At 68.4% G+C, this 22,969-nt stretch carries 26 protein-coding genes; 12 read left to right on the top strand and 14 right to left on the bottom strand.

Annotation, left to right across the window (positions count from 1 at the left end):
• Positions 1 to 108 precede the first annotated feature (108 nt).
• Positions 109 to 726: a TIGR03085 family metal-binding protein gene (locus GPX89_RS06210; protein ID WP_157355587.1), complete on the bottom strand. Its 618-nt coding sequence runs from the start codon at positions 724 to 726 to the stop codon at positions 109 to 111.
• Between the two features lie 183 nt (positions 727 to 909).
• On the opposite strand from GPX89_RS06210, the gene GPX89_RS06205 reads away from it, so the two are divergent.
• Together GPX89_RS06205 and GPX89_RS06200 are read left to right on the top strand one after the other, a co-directional pair.
• Positions 910 to 1,299, top strand: a complete 390-nt coding sequence (locus GPX89_RS06205) for a DUF4189 domain-containing protein (protein ID WP_235946671.1) — start codon at positions 910 to 912, stop codon at positions 1,297 to 1,299.
• Between the two features lie 22 nt (positions 1,300 to 1,321).
• Complete coding sequence (locus tag GPX89_RS06200) at positions 1,322 to 1,882, top strand: hypothetical protein (protein ID WP_157355584.1); 561 nt, start codon at positions 1,322 to 1,324, stop codon at positions 1,880 to 1,882.
• A gap of 291 nt (positions 1,883 to 2,173) precedes the next feature.
• Here the strand turns inward: GPX89_RS06200 and GPX89_RS06195 are convergent, their stop codons facing one another.
• Positions 2,174 to 4,252, bottom strand: coding sequence for a ribonuclease J (locus GPX89_RS06195; protein WP_157355581.1), 2,079 nt, complete (start codon positions 4,250 to 4,252; stop codon positions 2,174 to 2,176).
• Positions 4,249 to 5,157, bottom strand: coding sequence for a 4-hydroxy-tetrahydrodipicolinate synthase (gene dapA / locus GPX89_RS06190; protein ID WP_157355578.1), 909 nt, complete (start codon positions 5,155 to 5,157; stop codon positions 4,249 to 4,251). Before dapA ends, GPX89_RS06195 begins: the two co-directional genes overlap by 4 nt.
• Before the next feature lie 147 nt (positions 5,158 to 5,304).
• Between dapA and GPX89_RS06185 the strand changes: the two genes are divergently transcribed.
• Positions 5,305 to 5,772: a hypothetical protein gene (locus tag GPX89_RS06185; protein WP_157355575.1), complete on the top strand. Its 468-nt coding sequence runs from the start codon at positions 5,305 to 5,307 to the stop codon at positions 5,770 to 5,772.
• 9 nt (positions 5,773 to 5,781) lie between these two features.
• On the opposite strand, the gene GPX89_RS06180 is transcribed toward GPX89_RS06185, so the two are convergent.
• The 4 genes from GPX89_RS06180 to GPX89_RS06165 form a co-directional block, all read right to left on the bottom strand.
• A complete protein-coding gene (locus GPX89_RS06180; RefSeq protein ID WP_157355572.1) occupies positions 5,782 to 6,828 on the bottom strand; it encodes a hypothetical protein in 1,047 nt (348 codons plus the stop codon).
• The gene (locus GPX89_RS06175) at positions 6,815 to 8,104 is read right to left on the bottom strand and encodes a sensor histidine kinase (protein ID WP_157355569.1); all 1,290 of its coding nucleotides are present in this window, start codon (positions 8,102 to 8,104) and stop codon (positions 6,815 to 6,817) included. Before GPX89_RS06175 ends, GPX89_RS06180 begins: the two co-directional genes overlap by 14 nt.
• Positions 8,101 to 8,781, bottom strand: a complete 681-nt coding sequence (locus GPX89_RS06170) for a response regulator transcription factor (protein WP_328601556.1) — start codon at positions 8,779 to 8,781, stop codon at positions 8,101 to 8,103. The genes GPX89_RS06175 and GPX89_RS06170 overlap by 4 nt, the downstream gene beginning before the upstream one ends.
• Before the next feature lie 105 nt (positions 8,782 to 8,886).
• Complete coding sequence (locus GPX89_RS06165) at positions 8,887 to 9,339, bottom strand: flavodoxin family protein (RefSeq protein ID WP_328601555.1); 453 nt, start codon at positions 9,337 to 9,339, stop codon at positions 8,887 to 8,889.
• A 193-nt stretch (positions 9,340 to 9,532) separates the two neighbouring features.
• Here GPX89_RS06165 and GPX89_RS06160 point away from each other — a divergent pair, with 193 nt between their 5' ends.
• Positions 9,533 to 10,882, top strand: a complete 1,350-nt coding sequence (locus tag GPX89_RS06160) for an MFS transporter (RefSeq protein ID WP_235946670.1) — start codon at positions 9,533 to 9,535, stop codon at positions 10,880 to 10,882.
• A gap of 14 nt (positions 10,883 to 10,896) precedes the next feature.
• Positions 10,897 to 11,463: a GNAT family N-acetyltransferase gene (locus GPX89_RS06155; RefSeq protein ID WP_157355564.1), complete on the top strand. Its 567-nt coding sequence runs from the start codon at positions 10,897 to 10,899 to the stop codon at positions 11,461 to 11,463.
• Here the strand turns inward: GPX89_RS06155 and GPX89_RS06150 are convergent.
• From GPX89_RS06150 to GPX89_RS06135, 4 genes are all read right to left on the bottom strand, one after another.
• Entirely contained in the window at positions 11,432 to 12,109 is a 678-nt protein-coding gene (locus GPX89_RS06150) for a hypothetical protein (RefSeq protein WP_328601554.1), read from the bottom strand. The two genes, GPX89_RS06155 and GPX89_RS06150, sit on opposite strands and share 32 nt — an antisense overlap.
• Before the next feature lie 73 nt (positions 12,110 to 12,182).
• Positions 12,183 to 13,202 carry a hypothetical protein gene (locus GPX89_RS06145; protein ID WP_198347275.1) on the bottom strand — a complete coding sequence of 340 codons (1,020 nt, stop codon included), beginning with the start codon at positions 13,200 to 13,202 and terminating at the stop codon, positions 12,183 to 12,185.
• Positions 13,199 to 13,579: an HIT family protein gene (locus tag GPX89_RS06140; protein ID WP_198347274.1), complete on the bottom strand. Its 381-nt coding sequence runs from the start codon at positions 13,577 to 13,579 to the stop codon at positions 13,199 to 13,201. The genes GPX89_RS06145 and GPX89_RS06140 overlap by 4 nt, the downstream gene beginning before the upstream one ends.
• A gap of 109 nt (positions 13,580 to 13,688) precedes the next feature.
• Complete coding sequence (locus tag GPX89_RS06135; protein ID WP_157355559.1) at positions 13,689 to 14,174, bottom strand: DnaJ family domain-containing protein; 486 nt, start codon at positions 14,172 to 14,174, stop codon at positions 13,689 to 13,691.
• 139 nt (positions 14,175 to 14,313) lie between these two features.
• Between GPX89_RS06135 and GPX89_RS06130 the strand changes: the two genes are divergently transcribed.
• Positions 14,314 to 14,934, top strand: a complete 621-nt coding sequence (locus tag GPX89_RS06130; RefSeq protein ID WP_198347273.1) for a hypothetical protein — start codon at positions 14,314 to 14,316, stop codon at positions 14,932 to 14,934.
• Here GPX89_RS06130 and GPX89_RS06125 read toward each other — a convergent pair.
• The 3 genes from GPX89_RS06125 to GPX89_RS06115 are packed head-to-tail and all read right to left on the bottom strand — an operon-like array spanning position 14,870 to position 17,297.
• Complete coding sequence (locus GPX89_RS06125; protein ID WP_157355557.1) at positions 14,870 to 15,235, bottom strand: hypothetical protein; 366 nt, start codon at positions 15,233 to 15,235, stop codon at positions 14,870 to 14,872. The two genes, GPX89_RS06130 and GPX89_RS06125, sit on opposite strands and share 65 nt — an antisense overlap.
• Positions 15,232 to 15,807: a DUF6817 domain-containing protein gene (locus tag GPX89_RS06120; RefSeq protein ID WP_198347272.1), complete on the bottom strand. Its 576-nt coding sequence runs from the start codon at positions 15,805 to 15,807 to the stop codon at positions 15,232 to 15,234. Before GPX89_RS06120 ends, GPX89_RS06125 begins: the two co-directional genes overlap by 4 nt.
• Complete coding sequence (locus GPX89_RS06115) at positions 15,804 to 17,297, bottom strand: DHA2 family efflux MFS transporter permease subunit (protein WP_235946669.1); 1,494 nt, start codon at positions 17,295 to 17,297, stop codon at positions 15,804 to 15,806. The genes GPX89_RS06120 and GPX89_RS06115 overlap by 4 nt, the downstream gene beginning before the upstream one ends.
• Positions 17,298 to 17,383: 86 nt before the next feature.
• On the opposite strand from GPX89_RS06115, the gene GPX89_RS06110 reads away from it, so the two are divergent.
• The 6 genes from GPX89_RS06110 (at position 17,384) to puuE (ending at position 22,631) form a co-directional block, all read left to right on the top strand.
• Entirely contained in the window at positions 17,384 to 17,830 is a 447-nt protein-coding gene (locus GPX89_RS06110) for a MarR family winged helix-turn-helix transcriptional regulator (protein WP_328601553.1), read from the top strand.
• Positions 17,831 to 17,918: 88 nt separating this feature from the next.
• Entirely contained in the window at positions 17,919 to 18,653 is a 735-nt protein-coding gene (locus tag GPX89_RS06105; RefSeq protein WP_407939331.1) for a GntR family transcriptional regulator, read from the top strand.
• Positions 18,654 to 18,728: 75 nt separating this feature from the next.
• On the top strand, positions 18,729 to 19,475 hold the full coding sequence (locus GPX89_RS06100) for an aspartate/glutamate racemase family protein (protein WP_157355553.1): 747 nt from the start codon (positions 18,729 to 18,731) through the stop codon (positions 19,473 to 19,475).
• Positions 19,472 to 20,686 (top strand): DUF6986 family protein, encoded by a 1,215-nt coding sequence (locus tag GPX89_RS06095; RefSeq protein WP_328601552.1) that lies wholly within the window; start codon positions 19,472 to 19,474, stop codon positions 20,684 to 20,686. Before GPX89_RS06100 ends, GPX89_RS06095 begins: the two co-directional genes overlap by 4 nt.
• On the top strand, positions 20,683 to 21,714 hold the full coding sequence (gene alc, locus GPX89_RS06090) for an allantoicase (protein ID WP_157355551.1): 1,032 nt from the start codon (positions 20,683 to 20,685) through the stop codon (positions 21,712 to 21,714). Before GPX89_RS06095 ends, alc begins: the two co-directional genes overlap by 4 nt.
• Positions 21,711 to 22,631 (top strand): allantoinase PuuE, encoded by a 921-nt coding sequence (puuE, locus tag GPX89_RS06085; protein ID WP_198347271.1) that lies wholly within the window; start codon positions 21,711 to 21,713, stop codon positions 22,629 to 22,631. Before alc ends, puuE begins: the two co-directional genes overlap by 4 nt.
• Positions 22,632 to 22,969: the final 338 nt, after the last annotated feature.

Raw genomic sequence — 22,969 nt, 5'->3', positions numbered from 1 at the left:
ACGCGGACCACTGCCGATCACGCAAGCTACCGCTCCGCACGTGATCGTTTCATGACCGGTACGCCGCCTGCCACCTCGGACGGTATGGCCGTCCCAGGTACCGGGACGTCAGACGCTGCGGTCGAGGGCGTGGACCAGCGCGACGTCGTCGGGGGCGCCGGTGGCCTCGAGTCGGACCTCGTTGCGGCCGAAGGCGTGCAGCAGCAGCTCCGAGGGCGGACCGACCAGCACCACGGTGCGATCGCCCGCCTTGTGCGCGATGGTGCGGCGGCCGTCGGGCGTGGAGAGCGCGACAGTAACCGGCGATTTGCGATAGGCCATGCGCGCCAGGCCCTGCAGCACCTTCCAGAGCTGGGTCTCATCGGCGGCCGAAAGCGTGCGCGGTTCCCAGCCGGGAGCGCCGCGGCGCACGTCCTCATGGTGGACGAACATCTCGGTGGTGTTCATCAGGCCGTCGACCGGACGCAGGAGGAACGGCGGGCCGCTGCGCACCTCGTCGAGCAGCTGGGCGAAGGGCCGCTGGGCGACCTTGCTCTGCACGCGGTCCAGGTAGGGCGCGAAGGGCTTCAGCAGGATGCCGGGGGCGGCGTCGGGGCGGCGCTCGCGAACGATCAAGTGCGCGGCCAGGTCTCGGGTCGTCCATTCCCCGCACAGGGTGGGGGCGTCCGGACCGGCCTCGTCCATGGCCTGGACCAGGGCCTGACGCTCGCGTTGAGCCAAGTTCATAAGGCGAACCTTAGTCCGGCTCATCCGAATATGCACGGCACCACTTTTCCCCGCACGCGCGCGTACCCCGCGGTGGGCGATCACAAAACACAGATACCCGGTTGGCGTCTACGTTTCCGTATCGGTAGCTTGATCGTTCGGTCCATAGGGTCGTGGATCCGAAAGCACTAGAAGGGCGAAAAATTGAAGAAGATCGTCAGCGGCGCAGCCGTGATGGTCGCGGCCGCCGGTTCCCTGCTGGCGGGGACCGCGGCTCCGGCCAATGCCTACCAGGACTACAACTACGGCGCGATCGCGCTGTCGGTGTCCACCGGTCGTATCGGCTACTCCTACGACTACTCCGACAGCCCCTCGGCGCAGAACGCCGCGATGAGCTCGTGCACCTACAACGACTGCAAGATCGTGGCGAAGTTCGCCAACGGCTGCGGCGCGGTGGCGTACTCGAACCGCGACGGCTACTACACCTTCGGTGCGGCGTCCTCGCGCGTCGCGGCCAAGAACCAGGCACTGAACCGGAACTCCGGTGACGCCACCATCATCCACTGGAACTGCACCACCGGCTACCAGCTGTAATCCACACGGGGAGAGAATTACGTTGAAGCACAACATCTTCCGCGCGACTGCCGCGCTGATGCTGGCCACCTCGGCCCTGGGTCTGGTGGCCTGCAGCAAGTCCGACGACACCACCAAGGCCGCGACCACCACCTCGGCCGCCGCGCCCGCCGGCAAGTTCGACGGCAGCACCGACGACGGCGGCAAGGTCACCGGTGCGGCCCCCGCGCCCACCACCGCGGCCGACCTGCCCAAGCCCACGGTCGACGACCTGAACGCCAAGGTGACCAAGGCCTTCGATCCGTCCATCGACTCCAAGACCAAGACCGACTGGATCGAAGACGCCGCCCTGGACCCCCAGCTCGCCCAGAAGCTGGTAGACGCCGCCAAGGCCAACAACGTCAAGATCAAGATCACCAACGTGGGCGACCCGTCCGGCGGCAAGCTCAAGGCCGACGCCGACGTGACGATCGACGGCAAGCCCGTCCAGAACGCGACGGTCTCCTTCGTAGCCGACGGCAACGACTGGAAAATCGACCACAACTACGCCTGCTCGATCGTCAAGGCCGCCAAGCTCGACTCCGCAGCCTGCCAGGACAAATAACCCGCCCTTCCCACCGAGTGGCACATTCTGGAGGCAATTCAGACAAATCCCCTCCAGGATGTGCCACTCGGCGTTCGTGTCGTGGGACACGCCGGGAGGTCGTCACGGGCCGAGTCTCGAGGGGGCTGGGACGTGAGTTGGGCTGTCGGCCTGGGCACGCCCTCTCCGCGATCCAGGCCGTTGCCGAACCGGTGGGGGGCTGGAACCTGCCGATACCTCCAAAACCAAATCCGCCCCGGCAGTTGGATAACTGCCGGGGCGGGTTCGTTTGTGCTGCAGGCGATTCGGCCGCTACACGCCGATGACGGTCGGGACGATCATGGGGCGGCGGCGGTAGACCTCCGCGACCCAGCGGCCGACCACGCGACGCACCGACTGGGCGATGCGGTGGGTGTCGGTGACGCCCTCGACGGCCAGGCGGTGGAGTTCGTTCTCGACGAGTTCCTGTGCGCCGGTGAGGGCTTCGGGGTCGTCGGAGAAGCCGCGGCCGGTGACCTCGGGGGTGCTGACAGCCTTGCCGGTGGCCGAGTCGATGGCGACGTTGATGGAGATGAAGCCGCCCTCGCCCAGGACCAGGCGGTCGGAGAGGGTGGATTCGCCGACGTCGCCGACGGAGAGGCCGTCGACGTAGACCTGGCCGACCGGGACGCGGCCGGTGATGGAGGCGATGCCGTCGACCAGGTCGACCACCACGCCGTTCTCGGCCAGGATGACCCGCTCCTCGGGGACGCCGGTCGCCACCGCGAGCGCGCCGTTGGCGCGCAGGTGCCGCCATTCGCCGTGCACGGGCATGGCGTTGGTGGGGCGCACCGCGTTGTAGAGGTACAGCAGCTCACCGGCCGAAGCGTGGCCGGAGACATGGACTTTCGCGTTCTGCTGGGTGACCACGGTCGCGCCCAGGCGGGCCAGGCCGTTCACGACCGCGAAGACCGCGTTCTCGTTGCCCGGGATCAGCGAGGAGGCCAGCACCACGAGATCATCGGGGCGGATGTTGATCTGCCGGTGGTCACCGCGCGCCATGCGCGAGAGCGCCGAGAGCGGCTCGCCCTGCGAACCGGTCGAGATCAGCACCAGCTTGTGCACCGGCAGGTTCGCGGCCTGATCCAGATCGACCACCAGGCCGTCCGGAATATCCAGGTAGCCGAGATCCTGCGCGATCTGCATATTGCGGACCATGGACCGGCCCACGAAGCACACCCGGCGGTCGTAGCGCTGCGCCACGTCCACCACCTGCTGGATGCGGTGCACGTGAGAAGCGAAGGAGGCCACGATGACCCGGCCCTTGGCCTTGCCGATCACATTGTCGAGCACCGGCCCGATCTCACGCTCGGGCGTGACGAAGCCGGGCACCTCGGCATTGGTGGAGTCGACCAGGAACAGGTCCACGCCCTCGTCGCCCAGGCGGGAGAACCCGGCCAGGTCGGTGAGGCGGCCGTCGAGCGGCAGCTGGTCCAGCTTGATGTCGCCGGTGTGCAGCGCGATGCCCGCGGGCGTGCGGATGGCCACCGCGATGGCGTCCGGGATGGAGTGGTTGACCGCGAAGTACTCGCAACCGAACGGCCCGTGCGTGGTGTGCTCACCCTCGGTGACCTCGACCAGGTGCGGCTGCAGCCGGTGCTCGCGGCACTTGGCCGCCACCAGCGCGAGCGTGAACTTCGCGCCGATGACCGGAATGTCGCGCCGCAGGCGCAGCAGGAACGGCACCGCGCCGATGTGATCCTCGTGACCGTGGGTGAGGATCACCGCGGCGATGTCGTCCATGCGGTCCTCGATGGGACCGAAGTCGGGCAGGATCAGGTCGACGCCGGGCTGCTGGTCCTCGGGGAACAGCACACCGCAGTCGACGATGAGCAGCTTGCCGTCATACTCGAAAACGGTCATGTTGCGGCCGATTTCGCCGATGCCGCCGAGCGCGAACACCCGCAGGCCGCCCTTGGGGGCCTTGGGCGGGGTGCCCATGGCGTGCGGATCGCGCGGGGCCGGGGCCGCGTCACGATCACGGCCGCCCTGACGGCCACGGCCGCCGCCGCGACGGTTGCGGTCACCGCCGCGCGAACGGGAATCGTCACCGCGCGAACGGGAATCGTCCTGACGCGAGCGCGGGGCCTCGGCGGCGGGCTTGTCCTGCGCGGCCTTGGCGCGCTCGGCCAAGCCGTTGCGGCCGCGGCCGCTGCGTTCCCGAACCGGTTCGGCCGCAGCGGTTTCCGGCGGGATGGTCACCGATTCCGGCTGGACGGCAACCGATTCGACAGCCGGAGCAGCGGATTCCGGCTGGACGGCGGGCTGCACGGGAGTTTCGGGGGCCGGGGCCGGAGCGCCGGCGGCGCGGCTGGCGGTACGGCGGGGGCGGCGTGCGATGGGTTCGCTCATGCAAGGACTCCCGCCGCGTGCAGGTCCACCACGAGCTCGTCGAGTTGATCCTTACTCGGCATGAGTTGTGGCAATCGTGGCTCGCCCGCCTCCGTCCCGAGCAGCCGCAGCGCACCCTTGGTCATGGCGACCCCGCCGAGACGGGCCATGGCGCGATTGAGCGGAAGCATGCTGACATTGATCTCGCGGGCGCGAACCATGTCACCGGCGTTGTAGGCGTCGAGCAGGGCCCGCAGGCGGTCCGGCACGAGATGGCCGATGACGCTGATGAATCCGGTCGCGCCCACCGACAGCCACGGCAGGTTGAGCACGTCGTCACCGGAGTAGAAGGCCAGCCCGGTCTCGGCGATGAGTTCCGCGCCCGAGCCCAGGTCGCCCTTGGCGTCCTTGACCGCGACGATGCGCGGGTGCTCGGCGAGGCGGCGAATGGTGTCGGTGGCGATGGGCACCACCGAGCGCGGCGGAATGTCGTAGAGGGTGACCGGCAGATCGGTCGCATCGGCGATCGCGGTGAAGTGCGCGAACAGGCCGTCCTGATTCGGCTTCGAGTAATACGGGGTCACGACCAGCAACCCGTGCGCACCCGCGCGCTGGGCGTTGCGGGAGAGCTCGATGCTGTGCGCGGTGTCGTAGGTACCGGTGCCCGCGATGACGGTGGCACGGTCACCGACCGCGTCGACGATGGCGCGCAGCAGATCGAACTTCTCGGACTCGGTGGTGGTCGGCGACTCGCCGGTGGTGCCGGAGATGGCGAGGAGATCGACGCCGCCGTCGATCAGGCGGGCGGCCAGCGCGACACCGGCATCGACGTCGAGCTTGCCTTCGGCGGTAAAGGGGGTCACCATCGCGACACCTACTGTGCCGGACGCGCGCAGCTCGGTTCGCGTCGATTCACCGTTCGTCATAGTCAGAAAGGCTACAGCGTCGCTGGAACGGGATTTGCACCGTTATACCCGAACCGCGCCCGCTGCGATGGCGATTCGTGTCAAGCGCCCGATTCTGGCGTCAAAAGTTTCCTTGAATGACGTCAGTGGTGACGCCACACTGGTGTCATGGATCTCAACAAATACACCGCTCAGCTGCGCGAGAACCTGATCGCCGCCGCGGCCCTGGGCGATGAGAAAACCCAAGCCACCGCCGCCGCCCTGGCCGCCGCGACCGAGAATTCCGCGCGGCTGGTGTTGCTGGCCGCACTCTCCGAGCTCGCCGCCGAGGTGAGCGCCACCCTGCCCGACCGCACGGTCCACGTCTCGGTCGACGGCACCGACGCCCACGTCGATGTCCGCAAGTCCGCGGCCGCCGAGGAGCACCCCAGCTTCGAGGAGGTCACCGGCGACATCAGCCGTGTCACGCTGCGCCTGGTCGAGCAGATCAAGTCGCGCGCCGAAGAGGCCGCCGCACAGAGCGGGCAGTCGTTGAACTCGTGGCTTTCGACAACCGTCCAGTCCGCTCTGCGGGATCAGATGCGCAAGGGCGGCCCCGGCCGCTTCACCCCTCCGACCGGCACCACCGACGCGTAGCCGCCGCTGTCAGTCGGCGATGACCGTGACCTTGCCGTCGGTGTCGATCTCGGTGCGGCGGTCCTCGTCCGGGCCGGTCGCCAGGACGGTGGCCAGCACGTGACGGCCCAGCGGTAGCACGCGGACCGTGATCCGCCCGGCATTGATGGCGTCGAGTTCCTTTGTGGCGGCGTCGATCACGCGCTTGCGAACCCATTCGGGGACGCCCGCGAAACCGCCGTCGTCGAGCAGGATGACCTCCACGCCGCGACCACGCGCGCCGCGGGCCGCACCGCTGAGTTCGTCGGTGACCAGTTGCGGTGCGCGCAGACCGTCGCGGAGTTCGGCCTCGAGCAGGCGGCATTCCTCGCGTTCGGCGGCGGTGAGTTCCGCGCCCTCGGCGATGCGTTCCAGGATCGGGCGCGCCACCCGGTCGAGACGGGCGAGCTGGCGGGTGCGTTCGCTGTCGGCCGCGGCCATGGTCGCCTCGGCGGCCGCGCGCATCATGGCGTCCTCGCGCAGGACGCGCAGGGACCGCTGCATGGGACGCATCACCGCGGTGAACACGGAGATGGCGGTGATGGTGCCGATCGGCACCAGCGAACCGATCAGCGTGCTGGGCCGCAGGTGCCCGCCGATGAGCCCGATCACGACCAGCACGGCCGCGACGGCGGTGACGCCGACCCACGCCGTGCGAATTCGCCCGCGCAGCACCAGAACCGCGAGCACGTAGGAGGACGCGAAGGCCGACCAGACGGTGTCGTTCACGGCATGGTCGGGGGTGATCACCGTCAGCGCGGTGGCGAGCGGCGGCGCGGCGGCCGCATACAGGGCGACCGGGATCGGCAGCGGATCGACCGGGATCGCGGTGACCAGCGCGCCCGCGCTGAGCATGAGCACGAGACTGGCGAAGGCCGCCCACAAGGGCGCGTGCCCGAAGTTGCGCAGCATGTACAGCGCGATGACGGCTTCCAGGATCAGCAGGAACAGCCAGGCGGCACTGCCGCGCAGGCCGAGCAGATCGCGCAGCCCGAAGCGGGGATCCAGATCGAGCAGGCGTTCGTCAGCGGGAACCATCGCCACCCCACACCAGGGTCACGGTGGTGCCTTCTCCCGGTTGGGATTCCACGAAGGCCGAGCCGCCCGCGAGCTGGCGCATGCGACCCAGGATGCTCATGGAGATGCCGAGGCGGTCCGCGGAGACGGCCGCGAGGTCGAAACCCGCGCCGTTGTCACTGAAGGCGATGCGGATGCTGCCCGCGCTGACCGTGGCGGTGACCGTGCGGCGCACCTCCCGGCCCGGAACGGCCGCGTGGCGCAGGCTGTTTCGCACCGCCTCGGCGAGCGCGGCCGCGATGGTGCTGGCCGAGTGCACGGGCATGCGCAGGTCGTCGTAGCCGGGCCAGGTGCGGGTGGCGAACCGGACGCTCGGATTGATCTCCTGCACGGCGGCTCTCAGGAACAGCACCGCCGAACGGGCGTCGAGCAGATCGGGATCGCGGTCCTCGCCGCGGTATTCGTCGAGCTGTTCGAGGGTGCGTTCGGCTTGGCGTTGCAGCACATCGGAGGCGGTGCCGGCGCGCGAGGCTTCCAGCAGGGTCGAGAGCACCGCGTCGTGGGTGAGCGCGGCGAAGCGGGCGCGTTCACGATCGCGGGACTGCGCGGCGGCCTGGGCGGCGGCGCGGCGGCTGGCGATGGCGGATTCGCGGTCCACGCGGGCGGCGGCTCCGGTGGCGGCGGTGCCGCACCAGACGAACAGGGCCGAGAGTCCGACCGCGCGCAGGAAGTTCTCGGCCACATATTGAGTCGTGAACGCGGGCACCGTGTACAGCGACGCCGCCGCGGCCGACGTCGCGGCGACCAGCAGATAACCGACGGTGAGCCGGGTCTGCCAGGCCAGCACGGCCGCGGTCACCGCGAGCGGGGTCATCCGGTAGGGCCACACCGTGGTGGCGTCGATCGTGTGCAGGTGCAGCCCGAACGGGATCGTGGCCAGCGCGGCCAGGAAACTGACCGCCGCGCAACCGGATACGAACCGGATGGCGCGCGGCCCGGACACCGCGGCCACCACGCCGATCACCGGATACCAGCCGAACGCCAGCACCAGCGCGGTCACCGTCCACCACATGGGCGCGTAGCGGCCCTGTTCGGCGACCTCGGGCAGCTCGAAACCGCCGAAGATCATCCCGGCGATGCCGATCGAGATGCCCAGCCGCCGCATGATGCGGTCGTAGGCGGCGGTGGCCGGGTCCTCTTTCATGAGGAGGGTGCCGCGCACCCGCTGCGCGAAGGCCGCGATCGAGGGCAGCGGCCGGGGTGTGGCCGTGGATTCCAGGGTGCCCGAGGCGGTCATGTCCGCGGATTCCGTTCGGGGACAGGCAGCCACCCGTCCTCGACGGCCCGCTTGTAGAGGTCGGTCTTGGTGGGGGCCGGGCGGCCGGCGTCGGCGTACTTCTGGCGGATGCGGCCCAGATAGTCGTTCACCGTCTGCTCGGACAGCCCGGTCATGCGTGCCACCCGCGACGCCTTCTCCCCCGAGGCGTAGAGCTGCAGCACCTGCTGCTGGCGCGGGCTCAGCCCGACGTCCGACAGCTGCGGGTCGCCGTCGATGGCGGCGGCCCAGTCGGTGGTGACGACCTGCTCGCCGTGCGCGGCCCGGCGCACGGCCGCGACCACGGTCGGCATGTCCTCGGACTTGCGCACCACGCCGAGCACACCCTCGCGGGCGGCGGCCCGCACCAGGAACGGGTTGTCGGCGCCGGTGAACACCAGCACCTCGATGCCGCGCGCCCGCAGCGCGCGCACATTGTCCTCGGGCGCGGACCCGTCCGCGAGCCGCAGATCCAGCACCACCAGATCCAATCGCGGCCCCGCCGCGAGCAACTCGGCCACGGTCCCGGCCGTGATCACCAACTCCAAATCGGCCTCCGGCGCCAACATCGCCGACAGACCGATCGCCACCGATTCATGGTCCTCGACCAGCCCGATCCGGCGAATCCCCAACTCTTGCGCCTCCAAGGCGGCCGTCACCTCTTCCCACACTCCACGTTCGAGACGTCCTCACGGACATCCCCTCGAGTATGACGGTCCGACCACCAGGTGTGTCAGCCACCAGAATTCGGGGGAAGCTCCCGATCACCCCATGAGCCCGGCTGCCACCGTCGCCCCGAGCTCCCAGCAGCGCTCGATGTCCTGCTTCTCGGGCTTGCCCGAAATGATCACCGGCGCGGCCGCTTTCTCCCACCCCAGCCCGGTGGTCGCGCCGTCCACACTGCGCTCCGCGCCCTCGGTTCCCTGATTGCCGTGGATATAGAGGCCATAGGGCCGACCTCGGGTCGAGTCCAGACACGGGTAGTAGAAGGTGTCGAAGGCGTGCTTGAGGGCGCCGCTCATGTAGCCGAGGTTGGCCGGAGTGCCCAGCAGATAGCCGTCGGCCTCGAGCACGTCGCTCGCCGTCACGCCGAGTGCCGCGCGCCGGACCACCTCGACCCCTTCGATCTCGGGATCGGTGGCCCCGGCCAGCACCGCCTCGAACATCTCCTGCATGAACGGCGAGGGCGTGTGATGGATGATCAGCAGCTTCGGCACTCCCCGAGCCTAATTGGGGTGGGCGGCGCGGCCCGGGAATTGCGGGGAAGGACGATGTCGCGAACGCGCCCTGTGACCACGTTCACGATCATGGTTTAACCGCCGGTGGCATCGGGTGCCGGCGGGCCCGTGCCGGACCGCCGCCGTTTGCGGATCGTGAGCGTGGGTATCGATCTTTTCCATGCGAGATTCTATGGAATCGACCAGGACCGGCTTCCCGCTGCGGAGGTCGGTCGCCGCCAGCGCCATGGGCAATGCCACCGAATGGTTCGACTACGGGGTGTACGCCGCCACGGCCGGTTATCTCACGTCCGCGTTCTTCCCGGGCGAGCTGGGCACGCTCGGCACCATGCTGGGGTTCGCGATCTCGTTCGCGCTGCGGCCGCTGGGCGGGATGGTGTGGGGTCCGCTGGGCGACCGGATCGGCCGGAAAGCGGTGCTGGCCACCACGATCCTGCTCATGTCGGTGGCCACCGGCGCGATCGGGCTGTTGCCGACCCATGCCACGGCGGGGGTGCTCGCGCCGATCCTGCTGATCACGCTGCGGGTGGTGCAGGGTTTCTCCACCGGTGGTGAATACGGCGGCGCCGCAACCTATCTCGCGGAATGCGCACAGGACCGCAAGCGCGGATTCCTGGGCAGCTTCCTCGAATTCGGCACGCTCGCGGGGTTCGTGGGCGGGTCGGCGGTGGTGCTGGCCTGCCAGCTGGTGCTCGGCTCGGACGCCATGTACGCCGGGGGCTGGCGGATTCCGTTCCTGCTGGCCGTTCCGCTGGGTCTGACCGGTTGGTACCTGCGGGCCAAACTCGACGAATCCCCGGTGTTCACCGAACTCTGCGAGGGCGAGCGCACGCCGCCGGCCGGGCTGCGCGAGGTCCTCACCACCTATCGCCGCGAACTGCTCACCCTGATCGGCCTGGTGGTGGCCCTCAACGTGGTCAACTACACGCTGCTCACCTACCAGCCCACCTATCTGCAACACACCCTCGGCGTGGGCGAATCCACCACCACCGCAATGATGTTGATCGGTCAGCTGGTGATGATGGTGTCGCTGCCGTTCTTCGGCCGCCTCTCCGACCGGGTCGGCCGCCGCCCGCTGTGGCTGGTCTCGCTCCTCGGTCTCACCGTGTTCGCCGTACCGATGTACTGGCTGATGGGTCGCGGAATCGTCTGGGCGGTCCTCGGTTTCGTCATCCTGGGGCTGCTGTACGTGCCGCAGCTGTCGACCATCAGCTCGACCTTCCCGGCCATCTTCCCCACCCACGTGCGCTACGCGGGATTCGCCCTGGGCTACAACGTCTCCACCGCCGCCTTCGGCGGCACCGCCCCGCTGATCAACGAGGCCGTCATCGAGCACACCGGTTGGACCCTCTTCCCCGCCGTCTACATGGTGGCCGCCTCGCTGATCGGCCTGATCGCCTGCGCCTACCTGCGCGAGACCGCGGGAACCTCCCTGCACGGCACCGAGATCCCCGAAGCCGAGACCGACCGCGCCGATGAGCCGGTCCCGGTCGAAATTCCGGTGCGCGGTTCGGGGGCATGAGGCAGGTTTGGCCTATGTCCGACGATCAGATCGCCGCAGCCGGCCATCGCCCGCTCCCGCGGGTGCGCATCGTGCAGCTGAACCACCCGACCCTGCGGGCCCTCGCCGCGGGCGATCTGGTCGCCGCGAACGCGACCAGCCCGGTGCCGCTGACGGGGATGTTCGCGGGTCCCGAGTGGCGGTACACGTGGTCGCTGCGCACGGCCCAGGTCGAGCGGGAACCGGCCTGCGCCGAGTGGGTGACCGGGGTCATCTGGGACGAGCAGGCTCGGTGCGCGGTGGGCAGGGCGGGTTTCCACGGCCTCCCCGACGCCTCGGGCATGGTCGAGGTCGGATACGCCGTCGATCCGGCCTTCCGCCGCCGCGGTTACGCCCGCGCGGCACTGGAATTCATGCTGGACCGGGCCGCCGACGAGCCCGCGGTGAGTGTCGTCCGAGCCACCATCAGCCCCGGCAATCTCCCTTCGCGCCAACTGGTTTCGCACTACGGCTTCGTCGAAACCGGCGAGCAATGGGACGAGGTGGACGGCCTCGAAATCATCTACGAGGTCAGGCGGGCGGCATCAGGTCGCTTTCGCTGATGGTGTACGTCAGTGCGGGGTAGACGAATTCCGTCTCGTTGTTCTCGCGCCGACGCAGCTGGTAGAACTCGCGCCGCTGAGTTTCATCGGCCGGTACGAGTCGCTCGCCGTCCGGCAGGTACGGGTGTCCCTCGTGGAACCGGAGGAAGGTCTTCGACGTCCGGAAGGTCACGCCGAGCCATTCGTTCTCCGCCACCGGGACGGACGTGTCCAACACGATCTTGTGCTTCAGCCGCCGATTCGAAGCAACGGAGAACGCGACGATCCCGTTGTGGGCCAAGGGAATCTCGAACGTCTCGCCGGACTCCTTCGATTCGACCATCAGCTTCCGCGACGGAACCGTTTCGGGATTCCGATAGCAGGAGAAGACGGCGATGAAGGACTCGTCGGCCAGATCGAGGGCTTGATCCGAGTGACTGCCCATGGTGGCGTAGGCGTTCGTATAGCGCTCGATGAGGGCATTGTCGAAGTCGGCAGGGAGTTCCGCCAGCGCGCGAATCCGTCGCGCCAGGCGGTCGTGCACCGCCCGGAAGCGTTGGGCCGGACTGCCGTACCGGGTGGTGGTACGAACGAGCGGGACCAGACCCGCCTCGTCCGGCTTGGTCAGCGTGGCCCCTCTGCGACCCTTTCCCAGGTCCTCCAACACGGCTGACTCGGAGAGCTCCGCGAAGAAGTCCTCCTCGAACGGTAAAGCGTACGAGACGATCTCGTCCGAAATCCTAGGCTCGGGGCGCAAGGTAGTCCCCCGAGTTCATGCTGAAGGGAAAACGGTCCCCGTAGTCGATGAAGGAGGAGGTCCGGTTCTCCTCGGCGTACAGCCTGCGCAGCTCGTCCATGCCCTCCGGCGTGGGCGGCTCCAGTTCCACCAATTCCCCCGCCCGCTCGAGGAACGTCCGATCATCCTTGTGCACGGCTTCGGTTTTCGAGCAGCGCACGACATACCCCAGTCGGGTCGGCAGCAACTCGGCTTCCAGCATCGAGGGCCGGATCTCATGGGTGTACAGGCGATTGGTGGACAGCGGCATGAAGAAGACGGAGCCCGGATACAGCGTCAGACTGAATTGCGCGGGTAGCCCCGCCCGGTCGCGCTCTTCGACCGGATCCTTCAGTCGGAAGCGAAGACTGGTCAGGCCGCTGACACCCTTCACGCCGAAGTCGAAAGGGTCCTCGCTCAGGGGCTGCAGCTTCTCGAGCCCGTCGTAGAAGGTGCAGAAGGCCATGATCCCGTTGACGGGCATGTCCTTGGTCTTGTCGGCATGCGCGGAAATCTTGGCCTTCGCCTGCTTCCGCTCGACCGTGGCGTGCGTGTTGTGGTAGATCTGCGCGAGTACATGATTGAGCTCCGCGTGTCCGCGAAAGATGGTGGCGGCCGCACGATTCAACGCCTCGACAATGCTCGTGTCGGTCGCGCGAAAACCCTCCGTCGGTCCCGAGAGGTTCGTGGAACAGCGCAGCAGACGAAAACGCAACTCATCACCGACACGCGTAACGGGCGTCAAGTAGATCCCGCTGCGATGGGCGGTCCCGGGCTTGGTGGACTCGGTCAGCGATTGGAATTCGTGCTCGGCGCGAATTCGACCGAAGTGGTCGTCGCCGGGGTCGAAGAAGCGGCGGTAGTACACGCCGATCCCGTGCACACGGACGGGCACCTTGCCGAGCTCGGTCCGCGTCGCGGGATCGGGCGAATCATCGGCGACGATCCAGGCTTGTGTCGGCGACATCGAAGCGATATCCGTCATGCGTCCGGTGTGAAATGCGTGGCGAGCCGTTCGCACAGCGCAGCCAACTCGGCTTCATCGACGCACGGCCCTTCGCTCCAGGTGGTGAACCAGCGCACATCATCGGGAGTGCCGGGGAAGCGCACGAACACATGTTGATGGAAATGCGCGACGCTGATGCCCGTGATCGCCGAGAAGACGTACTCGGGCGACAATTCGGCGCGCAACGCCTCCGCCGCCCGCCGGACCGCCCACCCGACCGCAGCCCCTTCGGCATCGCTCAGATCAGCCAAGGTCGCTGCATGACGCACGGTTTCGACGAACAGGTACCCGGGCATCGGCACCCCTTCGGTGAGCGGACGGTGCGTCACCACCACCGACTCGTCGGCGTAGATCACCGGCCCGACCAGACGGCCCGTCCCACGATGCTTCTCACAGATCAGACATTCGTTCCCCACGTCGCGACAGTACCGGCTCGGCCCCCGATCCCACCGACCGTGCTGATGGCTAGCTGAAAATCCGCCGCCACCACGGGCGTTCGCCGAGTCGCGGACGGGGCGAGGCCGACGGCGCCGGAGGGCGGGCGGCTCGCTCGGCCGCACGGTCCGAGCGCCACGCAGCGACGATATCGTCGGTCTTCAGCGGGGCGATGGGAACATACGGCCCCGACGGCATGCGGAGCCATTGGACTATGCGGTCGTTGAGGTCGGTGACGAGGGCGCGGACTTCGTTCTCGGAGGTCAGGTCTCGGACGGTTTCCTGGATGCGTTCGCGTTCGCGGCGCAGCACGATCGATTCGGGGAGGAGGGCGTCGGCGGAGGCGCCCTCGCGTTTCAGATAGTTCCGGAGCCACCAGTTCTCGTCGGCGGCCCCGGGTGGGATGGGTTTGCCCGCGCCCTGCAGGTTGTCGAATTCGCCCCGCTCGGTTGCCTCGCGGACCTGCTTGTCGATCCACGATTCATAGGAGAGGCCGGGCGGTTTACGCTCGGTCATGACTCCGAGTTTACCTCGTCATTACCCTTGTTCGCGGGCTTCGGCGGTTTCGCGGGGATTGTCGACGGTGAGCGGTTCTTCGCCGAGTTCGGTACGGATTCGATGGTGCAGAAACGGATTCCACCTACGCTGGACCGCCGTGACCGATCACGAGCTACCCAAGCAGCCCTTCCTGATATGCCACGACTACGGCATGGGTGGGTTGTGGTGGTCGATCCACGCTCGTTCGGCCCGCGAGATCGCCGAAACCTTCGCCGAGACAACGGTGATCGTCGATCCGGAGCGGTTGACGAAGCTTCGGGGGTTCGGTTCGAAGGAGGTCGATATCGACGACCGAACCGACTCCGCACTCAACAGCCTGCGCGCACAGCGGGATTCCCAGCGCGCCCGGCCGGGTTTCGGAGTCATGGCGGATCGCGAGCTCCTGTTCACCCGACGGCGCTGGGATGGCGAGGACGGGGTTCCGGCCGCCGACTATCTGACCGAGATCATCGACGGGTATCGCACCCGCCAGGTCGAGGTCCGCGACACCGGTGAATCGGTCCGCACCGGCCTCGACGATTTCCTGTTCAATCCGCCGATCGACCTCTGGGATCCCGATCTGGCCGATCAGGAGATCCCCGCCGAGGAGTTCGAAACAGCCTGGAACAGTGCGGTTCCCGCGCCCGACGACTGGTACCTCTGGCGATGGCCCCTCACCGTTTCGGCCGGAGCGGATACGGGATGGTGGCGAGCAGGGCGGCCAGGGAGATTGCGATGAACAGGATCTGGTGGATGTGGTCCTTGGCCGGGGGCAGGTTCGACAGGAGGTGGGTCAGCCAGAAGACGGGATAGAACCAGAGTGCCCACCATGCCCAGGGGCGGCGTTCGCGAAAGGCGAAGACGGTGATCAGGAGGCCGAACAGACCGAGGCCGATGTTCGCCAGCGAGTCGGCCCGCCAGAGCAGCCGGTCGCCGCTCGGGGGCGCGATCAAGGTGACGAGACCGAACACGATGATCGCGATACCGATGGCGGCCAAGCCGATCCAGGCCAGGCGGAAGACCATGGGGCGGGTGTTCATGAGCCGGGGCGGGGGTAGTGGGCCAGTTGGGCGTGGCAGGCGGACCAGGCGGCCGGGGTCAGGTGCGGACGGACGCGGGTGAACAGGTCGTAGAGGGCAGCGCCGTGCCGGTTCGCCAGGTCGGTGTTGTGGGCCATGACGTCGAGCTCGTTGGCGACGGTGAGTTCCAGGAAGGCGCGGAAGTCCGCAGCGGCCGGTTCGAATTCGTGGCCCGTGAAGCGGTCGCGGAACCGGACGGGAGTGGCGTCGATCCGGGGGTAGACGGCGGCGCGATCGCAGGCCGCGTAGTCGTAGACGAGACCCTCGGCGTCCTTCCCGACCAGGTCGACAACCGTTGCGCGATAGGGCAATTCGACGAGCCATCGGTCGAAACCGTCGGTGCCGTAGACCGCGTGGGCCAGACCCGCGAGCTGAAGGTCGGCGCCGTGCCCCCAGGACGCCAGGGTGTCGGCCACTCGGCCGAGGTGGGACAGCAGGGTGCCGCCGGGGTGGTCGATGGTGTCCGCGCCGCGATCCCGCAGGAACCGCTCGACGCGGGTCCTGCGGGCTGCGAGGGAATCGGGATCGTTCACCTGTCCAGTGTCGCTCCGGCACCCCCGGTGGCGGCAAGCCTCGAGGCCCGGCGCTGTTGGTTGCGCAGGACGAGGGAGGCGGCCGACGCCGTCAGCGAGAGTCCGGCCAGGGCCGCGAACGCGAGGTGGTAGGCCGCGGCCGGGGACCAGCCGAATGCCGCTGCGCGGGAGAGGATCACGGCCGCCAGGGCCACGCCGACCGCGCCGCCGACGCGCTGCATGATGTTCACGAAGGCCGTCGCGTCGGGCAGCTGCTCGCGGCGGACCGCCGCGTAGGCCGAGGACACCAGCGGCATGGCGCCGACGCCGGTCGCCATTCCGGCTACGAACAGCAGGAATTGGATGAGGATCCCGTTCGCGTCGGCGGGCAGGAAGGCCAGCGGCAGCACCGCGGCCGCGATGGCGAGGTTGCCGACCACCGCGACCCGGCCGCCGCCGAAGCGGTCGGTCAGGCGACCGCCCAAGGGCAGCATGACGATTCCGCCGACCCCGTAGCTGAGCAGATCCACGCCGGTGCGGATGAGCCCGGTGCCGTGCAGCACCTGGAAGTACAAAGGCAGCAGCACCATCACGCCGAACATCGCGCCACCGGCGAAGAAGCCGGCGGTGGTCGCGGCACGGAAGCCGGGGATGGCGAACAGCCGCACGTCCAGCAGCGGACGCTCACTGCGCAGTGCGCGAGTGAGGAATCCGGCCAGCCCGGCGAGCCCGAGCACCACGGGTAGCCACACCGACAGCGAGGTCACCGACCCCGTGGTTCCGATCTCGGACAGCCCGTAGACGACCGCGGACACCCCGCCGCCCGCGAGCACCACCCCGAGCACGTCGAGCCGCTGCATCGGCATCCCACTGGACTCCGGCAGATACCGCAGCCCCAGCGCCAAGCCGATCAGCCCGAACGGAATGTTGATCAGGAACAACCACTCCCAGCTCCAATGCGCCAGCATGAGCCCGCCGATGGTCGGCCCGATGGCGGGCGCACCCACCACCGCGATCCCGACCACGCCCATGACCCGGCCCATGCGCTGCGGCCCGGCCGCCTGCCCCAGGATGGTCTGCCCGGCCGGAATCATCAGCCCGGCAGCGAGCCCCTGCAGGACCCGCATGCCGATCAGCCAGCCCGCGGTCGGCGCGAAGGCGCAGGCGACCGAGGTGAGGGTGAACGCGACCAGCGCCCCCAGCCACAGCCGTGTCACGCCGACCCGCCGGGCGAGCCAGCCGCACACGGTCAGCGAGACGCCGAGCGCGAGCAGATAAGCGCTGGCCACCCACTGGATGGTGGCCAGCGAAGCCCCGAGATCGTTGCCGATGGTGCGCAGCCCGATGTTCACCAGCGAGGTGTCGAGCATGCCCATGACGGCCCCGAACACCACGACCCCGGCGGTTCGCCAGACATGCGCGGGGATCTTGTCGGAAGCGGTGGGGGCGGGAGCGGCGACGGGCACTCCCCCGATGCCGGATGTCTGTGTGTCCGAACGCATCTGCGTCATCGGACCTCTCCTTCAATAGTTGATGAGCAACTCAATCGCAGAGGCTACCAATGATTGAGCAACTCAACAATAGATATAATCAGCAGGTGACCGACGAACCGAGCGACGCACCCGTCTTCCACCCCGCCGGCCTGCTGCGATACCCGACCTACACGCTCGGGAAACTGCACAAGGCCATGCACACCCGGCTGAACACGAGCCTGCGCGAGCACTGGGTGCTGACCTACCTCGCCGAGCGCAACGAGATCTCCCAGCAGGAGATGGCCAATGCCATGGAGATCGACCGCAGCGAGGTCGTCCGGCTCATCGACAGCCTGGAGAAGGCCGGGTTGGTCACCCGCAATCGCGATCCGGAGGACCGCCGGAAATACCGCTTGGCTATCACTGCGGCGGGCAATCGACTGCGCGAGGAGGTCGACGCGCAGATCCGCGAACAGACCGACATCCTGCTCGCCCGCCTCACCCCGGCGGAACGCGAAACCCTGCACCGGCTTTCGCTCAAGGCCCTCGGCTACGACGCCGACGAGATTTGACCCACAGGGCCTCCGTAATCGGACACACAATCGGCCCCAACCAGTCGCGGCGCAAGAACCCGATCGGCGAAGGGCTAGGGTTGAGCCCGTGCCATCTCGCCCCCGCCTACCCCGCCTGCCCCAGCTCAACCCGCCTCTGGACGCCCGCCGCGGCTACTCCCAGCAGGAGATTCTCGGCGAACTACGCCGGATGATCCTGGAGGGAAACCTGCCACCGGGCACCGGCCTGCCGCTGGGCGAGATCGCACGCGCCTTCACCGTGAGCGCGATCCCGGTGCGCGAGTCGCTGCAGACGCTGATCGGCGAGGGCCTGGTCGAGCACCGCCCCAACTTCGGCTACCAGGTCACCATGCTGACCTCCGACGAGCTGCGCGAGCTGTACGTCGTGCGCGAACGCCTGGAGTCGGTGGCCATGGCCGCGGCCGTGCACAATGCCACCGAGGCCGACCATCAGCTGCTGCGCGAGATCCACGCCCGCCTCGAGCAGGCGGTGCTGACCGAGAACGCGGTCGCCTACCACCGCGAGACCCGCAACTTCCACCTCGCCCTGGTGCGCCCGTCGGGCATGCCGCGCGTGGTGCACATGCTCGAATACGCTTGGAACATCACCGAACCCGTGCAGCCCATGGTGCACGTGTCGACCATGGACCGGGTGGTGCTGCACGCCGACCACAGCAAGCAGCTGCAAGCCTTCCTCGCCAGGGATGCTGAAGCGTTGCTGGCGGCCAGCGAGGGGCATCACTCACGGCTGAACGGTGTTCTGGAACACCTGCCCACCGATACCGGTTTGTTCGCCGAACCCGCAGGTGAAGAAGATATATAACCCCTGAGCCAGGGGCTTTCGAACATATACGGTTCCAGCAACGCCGGAACTATTTCTGTTCGATAGCGTGGACCCATGCGGATCCGGGTCATCAATCCCAACACCACCGCCGCGATGACGGCACTCATCGGGGACAGCGCGCGTCTGGTCGCGGCCCCCGGCACGGTGATCGAGGCCGTCAACCCCGCGATGGGCCCGGTCTCCATCGAGAGCCACTACGACGAGGCGCTGGCCGTGCCCGGCCTGCTGGCCGAGATCGCGCGCGGCGAGGCCGAGGGCGTGGACGGCTATGTGATCGCCTGCTTCGGTGATCCGGGCCTGGACGCCGCGCGGGAACTGGCGCGCGGGCCGGTGATCGGCATCGCCGAGGCGGCCATGCAGTACGCGAGCCATCTGGGCCGCAAGTTCAGCGTGGTCACCACGCTGGGCCGCACTGCGGGCCGGGCTTGGGAACTGGCGGAACGCTATGGCATGGAACGCTTCTGCGCCGACGTGCACGCGTGCGAGATCCCGGTGCTCGAGCTCGAGGACCCCAAGGCCCGCGAGACCATCGCCGACGCCTGCCGCGACGCGGTGGCCGCCGACGGTTCCGACGCCGTCGTGCTCGGCTGCGCGGGCATGGCGGATCTGTGCGAATTCCTGACCGAAGAGGTCGGGGTACCCGTGGTCGACGGCGTCGCCGCCGCCACGCTGACCGTGCAATCGCTGGTCACCATGAAGTTGCGTAAGTCCGGCCGCGGGGAATTCGCGGCCCCACTACCGAAGAAGTACGTGGGATTGCTCGCCGATTTCGGCATCGAGGAGAGGGAGGCGCAGGCGTGACGCTGCCACCGGAGACATTGAACGGGATCGAATCCCGTTTGCAGGCTGTCGATTCGGAGCTGGCCCGGCTCTACCCGGGTGATCGGCCCGGCCAGCCGATTCACACCGCGTACGTGTCCGGCGCGGACGCCTCCGTCGACACCCCGCGCGAATGGGGTTCGGCCGCACTGGAACTCGCCGAGAAACAGCGCGAACTGCTGGTCGCGCTGGCCGGGGAAGACGTCGTGGCGCGGGTCTTCGAGACCCTGCGCGAGCGGCCCATCCAGGACCTGCGCTTCGATTTCGAGGACGGCTACGGCACCCGCGGCGACGAGATCGAGGACGCCGCCGCCCTCAACGCCGGTGCGGTGCTGAAAGCCCTTCCGGCCGAGGTCCGTTCGCGCGGTATCCGCACCAAGGGCCTGACCACCCTGGAGTGGGCGCGCGCCATCCGCACCCTGGAGAAGGTCCTCGAGGGCGCGGGCGGCGTGCCCGAGGGCTTCGTGTTCACCGTGCCCAAGATCCGCCACCTCGAGCAGGCCGATCTGACCGTGCGGGTGTGCGAGGCCATCGAGGCCGCCCACGGTCTGCCCGCCGGGTCGCTGCGGTTCGAGCTGCAGATCGAGTCCCCGCAGGCCATCATCGCCGCCGACGGCAGCTCCCCGGTGTCGCAGCTGATCCAGCGCTCTGCGGGACGCTGCACCGGATTGCACTACGGCACTTACGATTACAGCGCCGCACTGGGCATCGCGCCGAAGTTCCAGTCGCTCGAGCACCCGGTCGCCGACCACGCCAAGGCCGTCATGCAGGCCGCGGCCGCCACCACCGGCGTGTGGGTGTGCGACGGCTCCACCCAGGTGCTGCCCATCGGCACCGACGAAGAGGTGCGCGCTGCGGTGTCACGACACTTCCGCCTGGTCACCCGCTCGCTCGAGCGCGGCTACTACCAGGGCTGGGACATGGGCGCGGGCCACCTGGTCACCCGCTGGCTGGCCACCTTCGCCTTCTTCCGCGAGGGCCTGGGCGTCGCCGCCCCGCGCATCGGCCGCTACCTGGATCGCCAGGGCGGCGCGGTCATGGACGAGCCCGCCACCGCGCAGGCGCTCGCCACCGTGGTGCTGCGCGGATTGGAATGCGGCGCGTTCGATCCCGCCGACGTCACCGCCATCGCGCCCAAGGCCACCGTCGACGTGCTGCACCAACTGCGAGAAAGGAAGATCCCCGCGCTATGAGCGACGCTGATTTCACGCTGCTCCCCGACCTGGCCGTGCGCACCCTGGGCGGTGCCGTGCTGTGGGCCAATGACGAATCCTTCGCCGAGAAGGAGAACCTCATTCGCCCGCAGGCGGCCACGTACTCGCCTGCGACCTTCGGCCACAAGGGTCAGGAGTACGACGGCTGGGAAACCCGCCGCCGCCGCGGCGAGAACGGTGCTCACCCGGCCGGGGACGACTGCGATTCCGCCATCATCCGCCTGGGCGTGCCCGGCGTGATCAAGGGCGTGATCGTGGACACCGCCTGGTTCAAGGGCAACTACCCGCCCGAGATCACCGTGGAAGCCATTGCCGTGGAAGGCAATCCGTCGGTCGACGAACTCGTCGCCGCGCAGGGCTGGACCACCATCGTGGAGCGCGCCAAGGTCGCGGGCGACTCGAAGAACCCGTTCGCCGTGGACTCGGCCAAGCGCTGGACCCACGTGCGGCTGCGCATGTTCCCCGACGGCGGCATCGCGCGACTGCGCGTGCACGGCGTCGCCAAGCCGGACCTGGCGTGGCTGGAGTCGGGCCCGTTCGACCTGGCCGCGATCGAGAACGGCGGCCTGGTCGCCGACTGCTCGAACATCTTCTTCTCGCACCCCCAGAACATCCTCATGCCCGGCCGTGCCGCCAGCATGGGCGACGGCTGGGAGACCGCGCGCGGTCGTGACAAGACCACCAACGACTGGGTGCTGGTGCAGCTGGCCGCCGAGGGCGTCATCACCGCCGCGGAGATCGACACCTCCTACTTCCTGTTCAACAGCCCGGGCGCGGGCGCGCTGACCGGTATCCGCGCCGACGGCTCCGAGGTGGAGCTGCTGCCGCGGACCCGGCTGCAGCCCGACACCCGGCACCGCTTCCTCATCGATTCCGCCGAGGCGGTCGTGCGGGTGCGTTTCGACGCCTACCCCGATGGCGGCATGGCCCGCCTGCGACTGTTCGGCACCCTGACCGACGAAGCCCGGACGCGTCTGCGTGCCGAGCTGGAAAATGAACTGGCATGAGCGATTTCGACCTGAACTACCCGCGGGACATGGTGGGCTACGGCCCCAACCCGCCGCACCCGCACTGGCCCGGCGATGCGAACATCGCCGTCAACTTCGTGCTGAATTACGAAGAGGGCGGCGAGAACACCCCGCTCGACGGCGATCCGGGCTCCGAGACGTTCCTGACCCCGGACATCGTTCCGGCCGTGGCCTTCAAGAACCGGCACATGAGTGTCGAGACCATGTACGAGTACGGTTCGCGGGCCGGGCTCTGGCGGATCCTGCGGATGTTCGAACAGCGCGACATCCCGCTCACCATCTTCGGTGTGGCGCGGGCGCTCGAGCGCAATCCGGAGGCCGTGGCGGCGTTCAAGCGCCTGGGCTACGACATCTGCTCGCACGGGCTGCGCTGGTTCATCTACCAAGAGGTGGACAAGGAGACCGAGCGCGCGCACATGGAAGAAGCCGTGCGCATCATCACCAAGCTGTTCGGTGAAGCGCCGAAGGGCTGGTACACCGGCAAGGATTCGCCCAACACCCGCGAGCTGGTCGTGGAGCACGGCGGATTCGTCTACGACTCCGATTCCTACGCCGACGATCTGCCCTACTGGGTGAAGGTCGGCGACAAGGATCAGCTGGTGCTGCCGTACACGTTGGAAACCAACGACATGCGCTTCGCCTCCGCCGCCGGGTTCGCCAATGGCGAGGAGTTCTTCTCCTACCTCAAGGACGCCTTCGACGTGCTCTACGCCGAGGGTGCCGCGGGTGCGCCGAAGATGCTGTCGGTCGGCCTGCACTGCCGCATCATCGGCAAGCCGGCCCGCGCGAAGTCGCTGGAGCGCTTCCTCGACTACGTGCAGTCGCACGAGAAGGTGTGGCTGGCGCGGCGCATCGACATCGCCGAGCACTGGAAGTCGGTCCACCCGGCACCCTGAGTCCCGGCCCGTCATTCCGGCGCTTTGGGCCGGAATCCACTGTGGCCTGTGTGGATCCCGGCCAAAAGCATGCCGGGATGACGGATGGGGACGATGGGGACTTCCGTTCAATCGTCCCGAAATCCCTGAGGCCCGGAGTGATTGCGCGATCACTCCGGTAAGGGGAGGCCGGGAGCTCGTCTACGCGCCGCCTCTCGACCGGGCATCCACGCCGTCATCGGTGCCCGGGATACCCTCCTTGGCGCGCGGATCGAGGCGCTACCGGCCAACCACGAATGCGGCCCGGAACCATGAGGTTCCGGGCCGCATTTGTCTGCGCGGGACGCGATCTGCGTCCG

The sequence above is a fragment of the Nocardia terrae genome (assembly GCF_009760405.1).
Taxonomy (GTDB): Bacteria; Actinomycetota; Actinomycetes; order Mycobacteriales; family Mycobacteriaceae; genus Nocardia; species Nocardia terrae.
The sequence above is the reverse complement of the archived record's forward strand: the minus strand, read 5'-3'. Positions and strand labels throughout refer to the sequence as shown.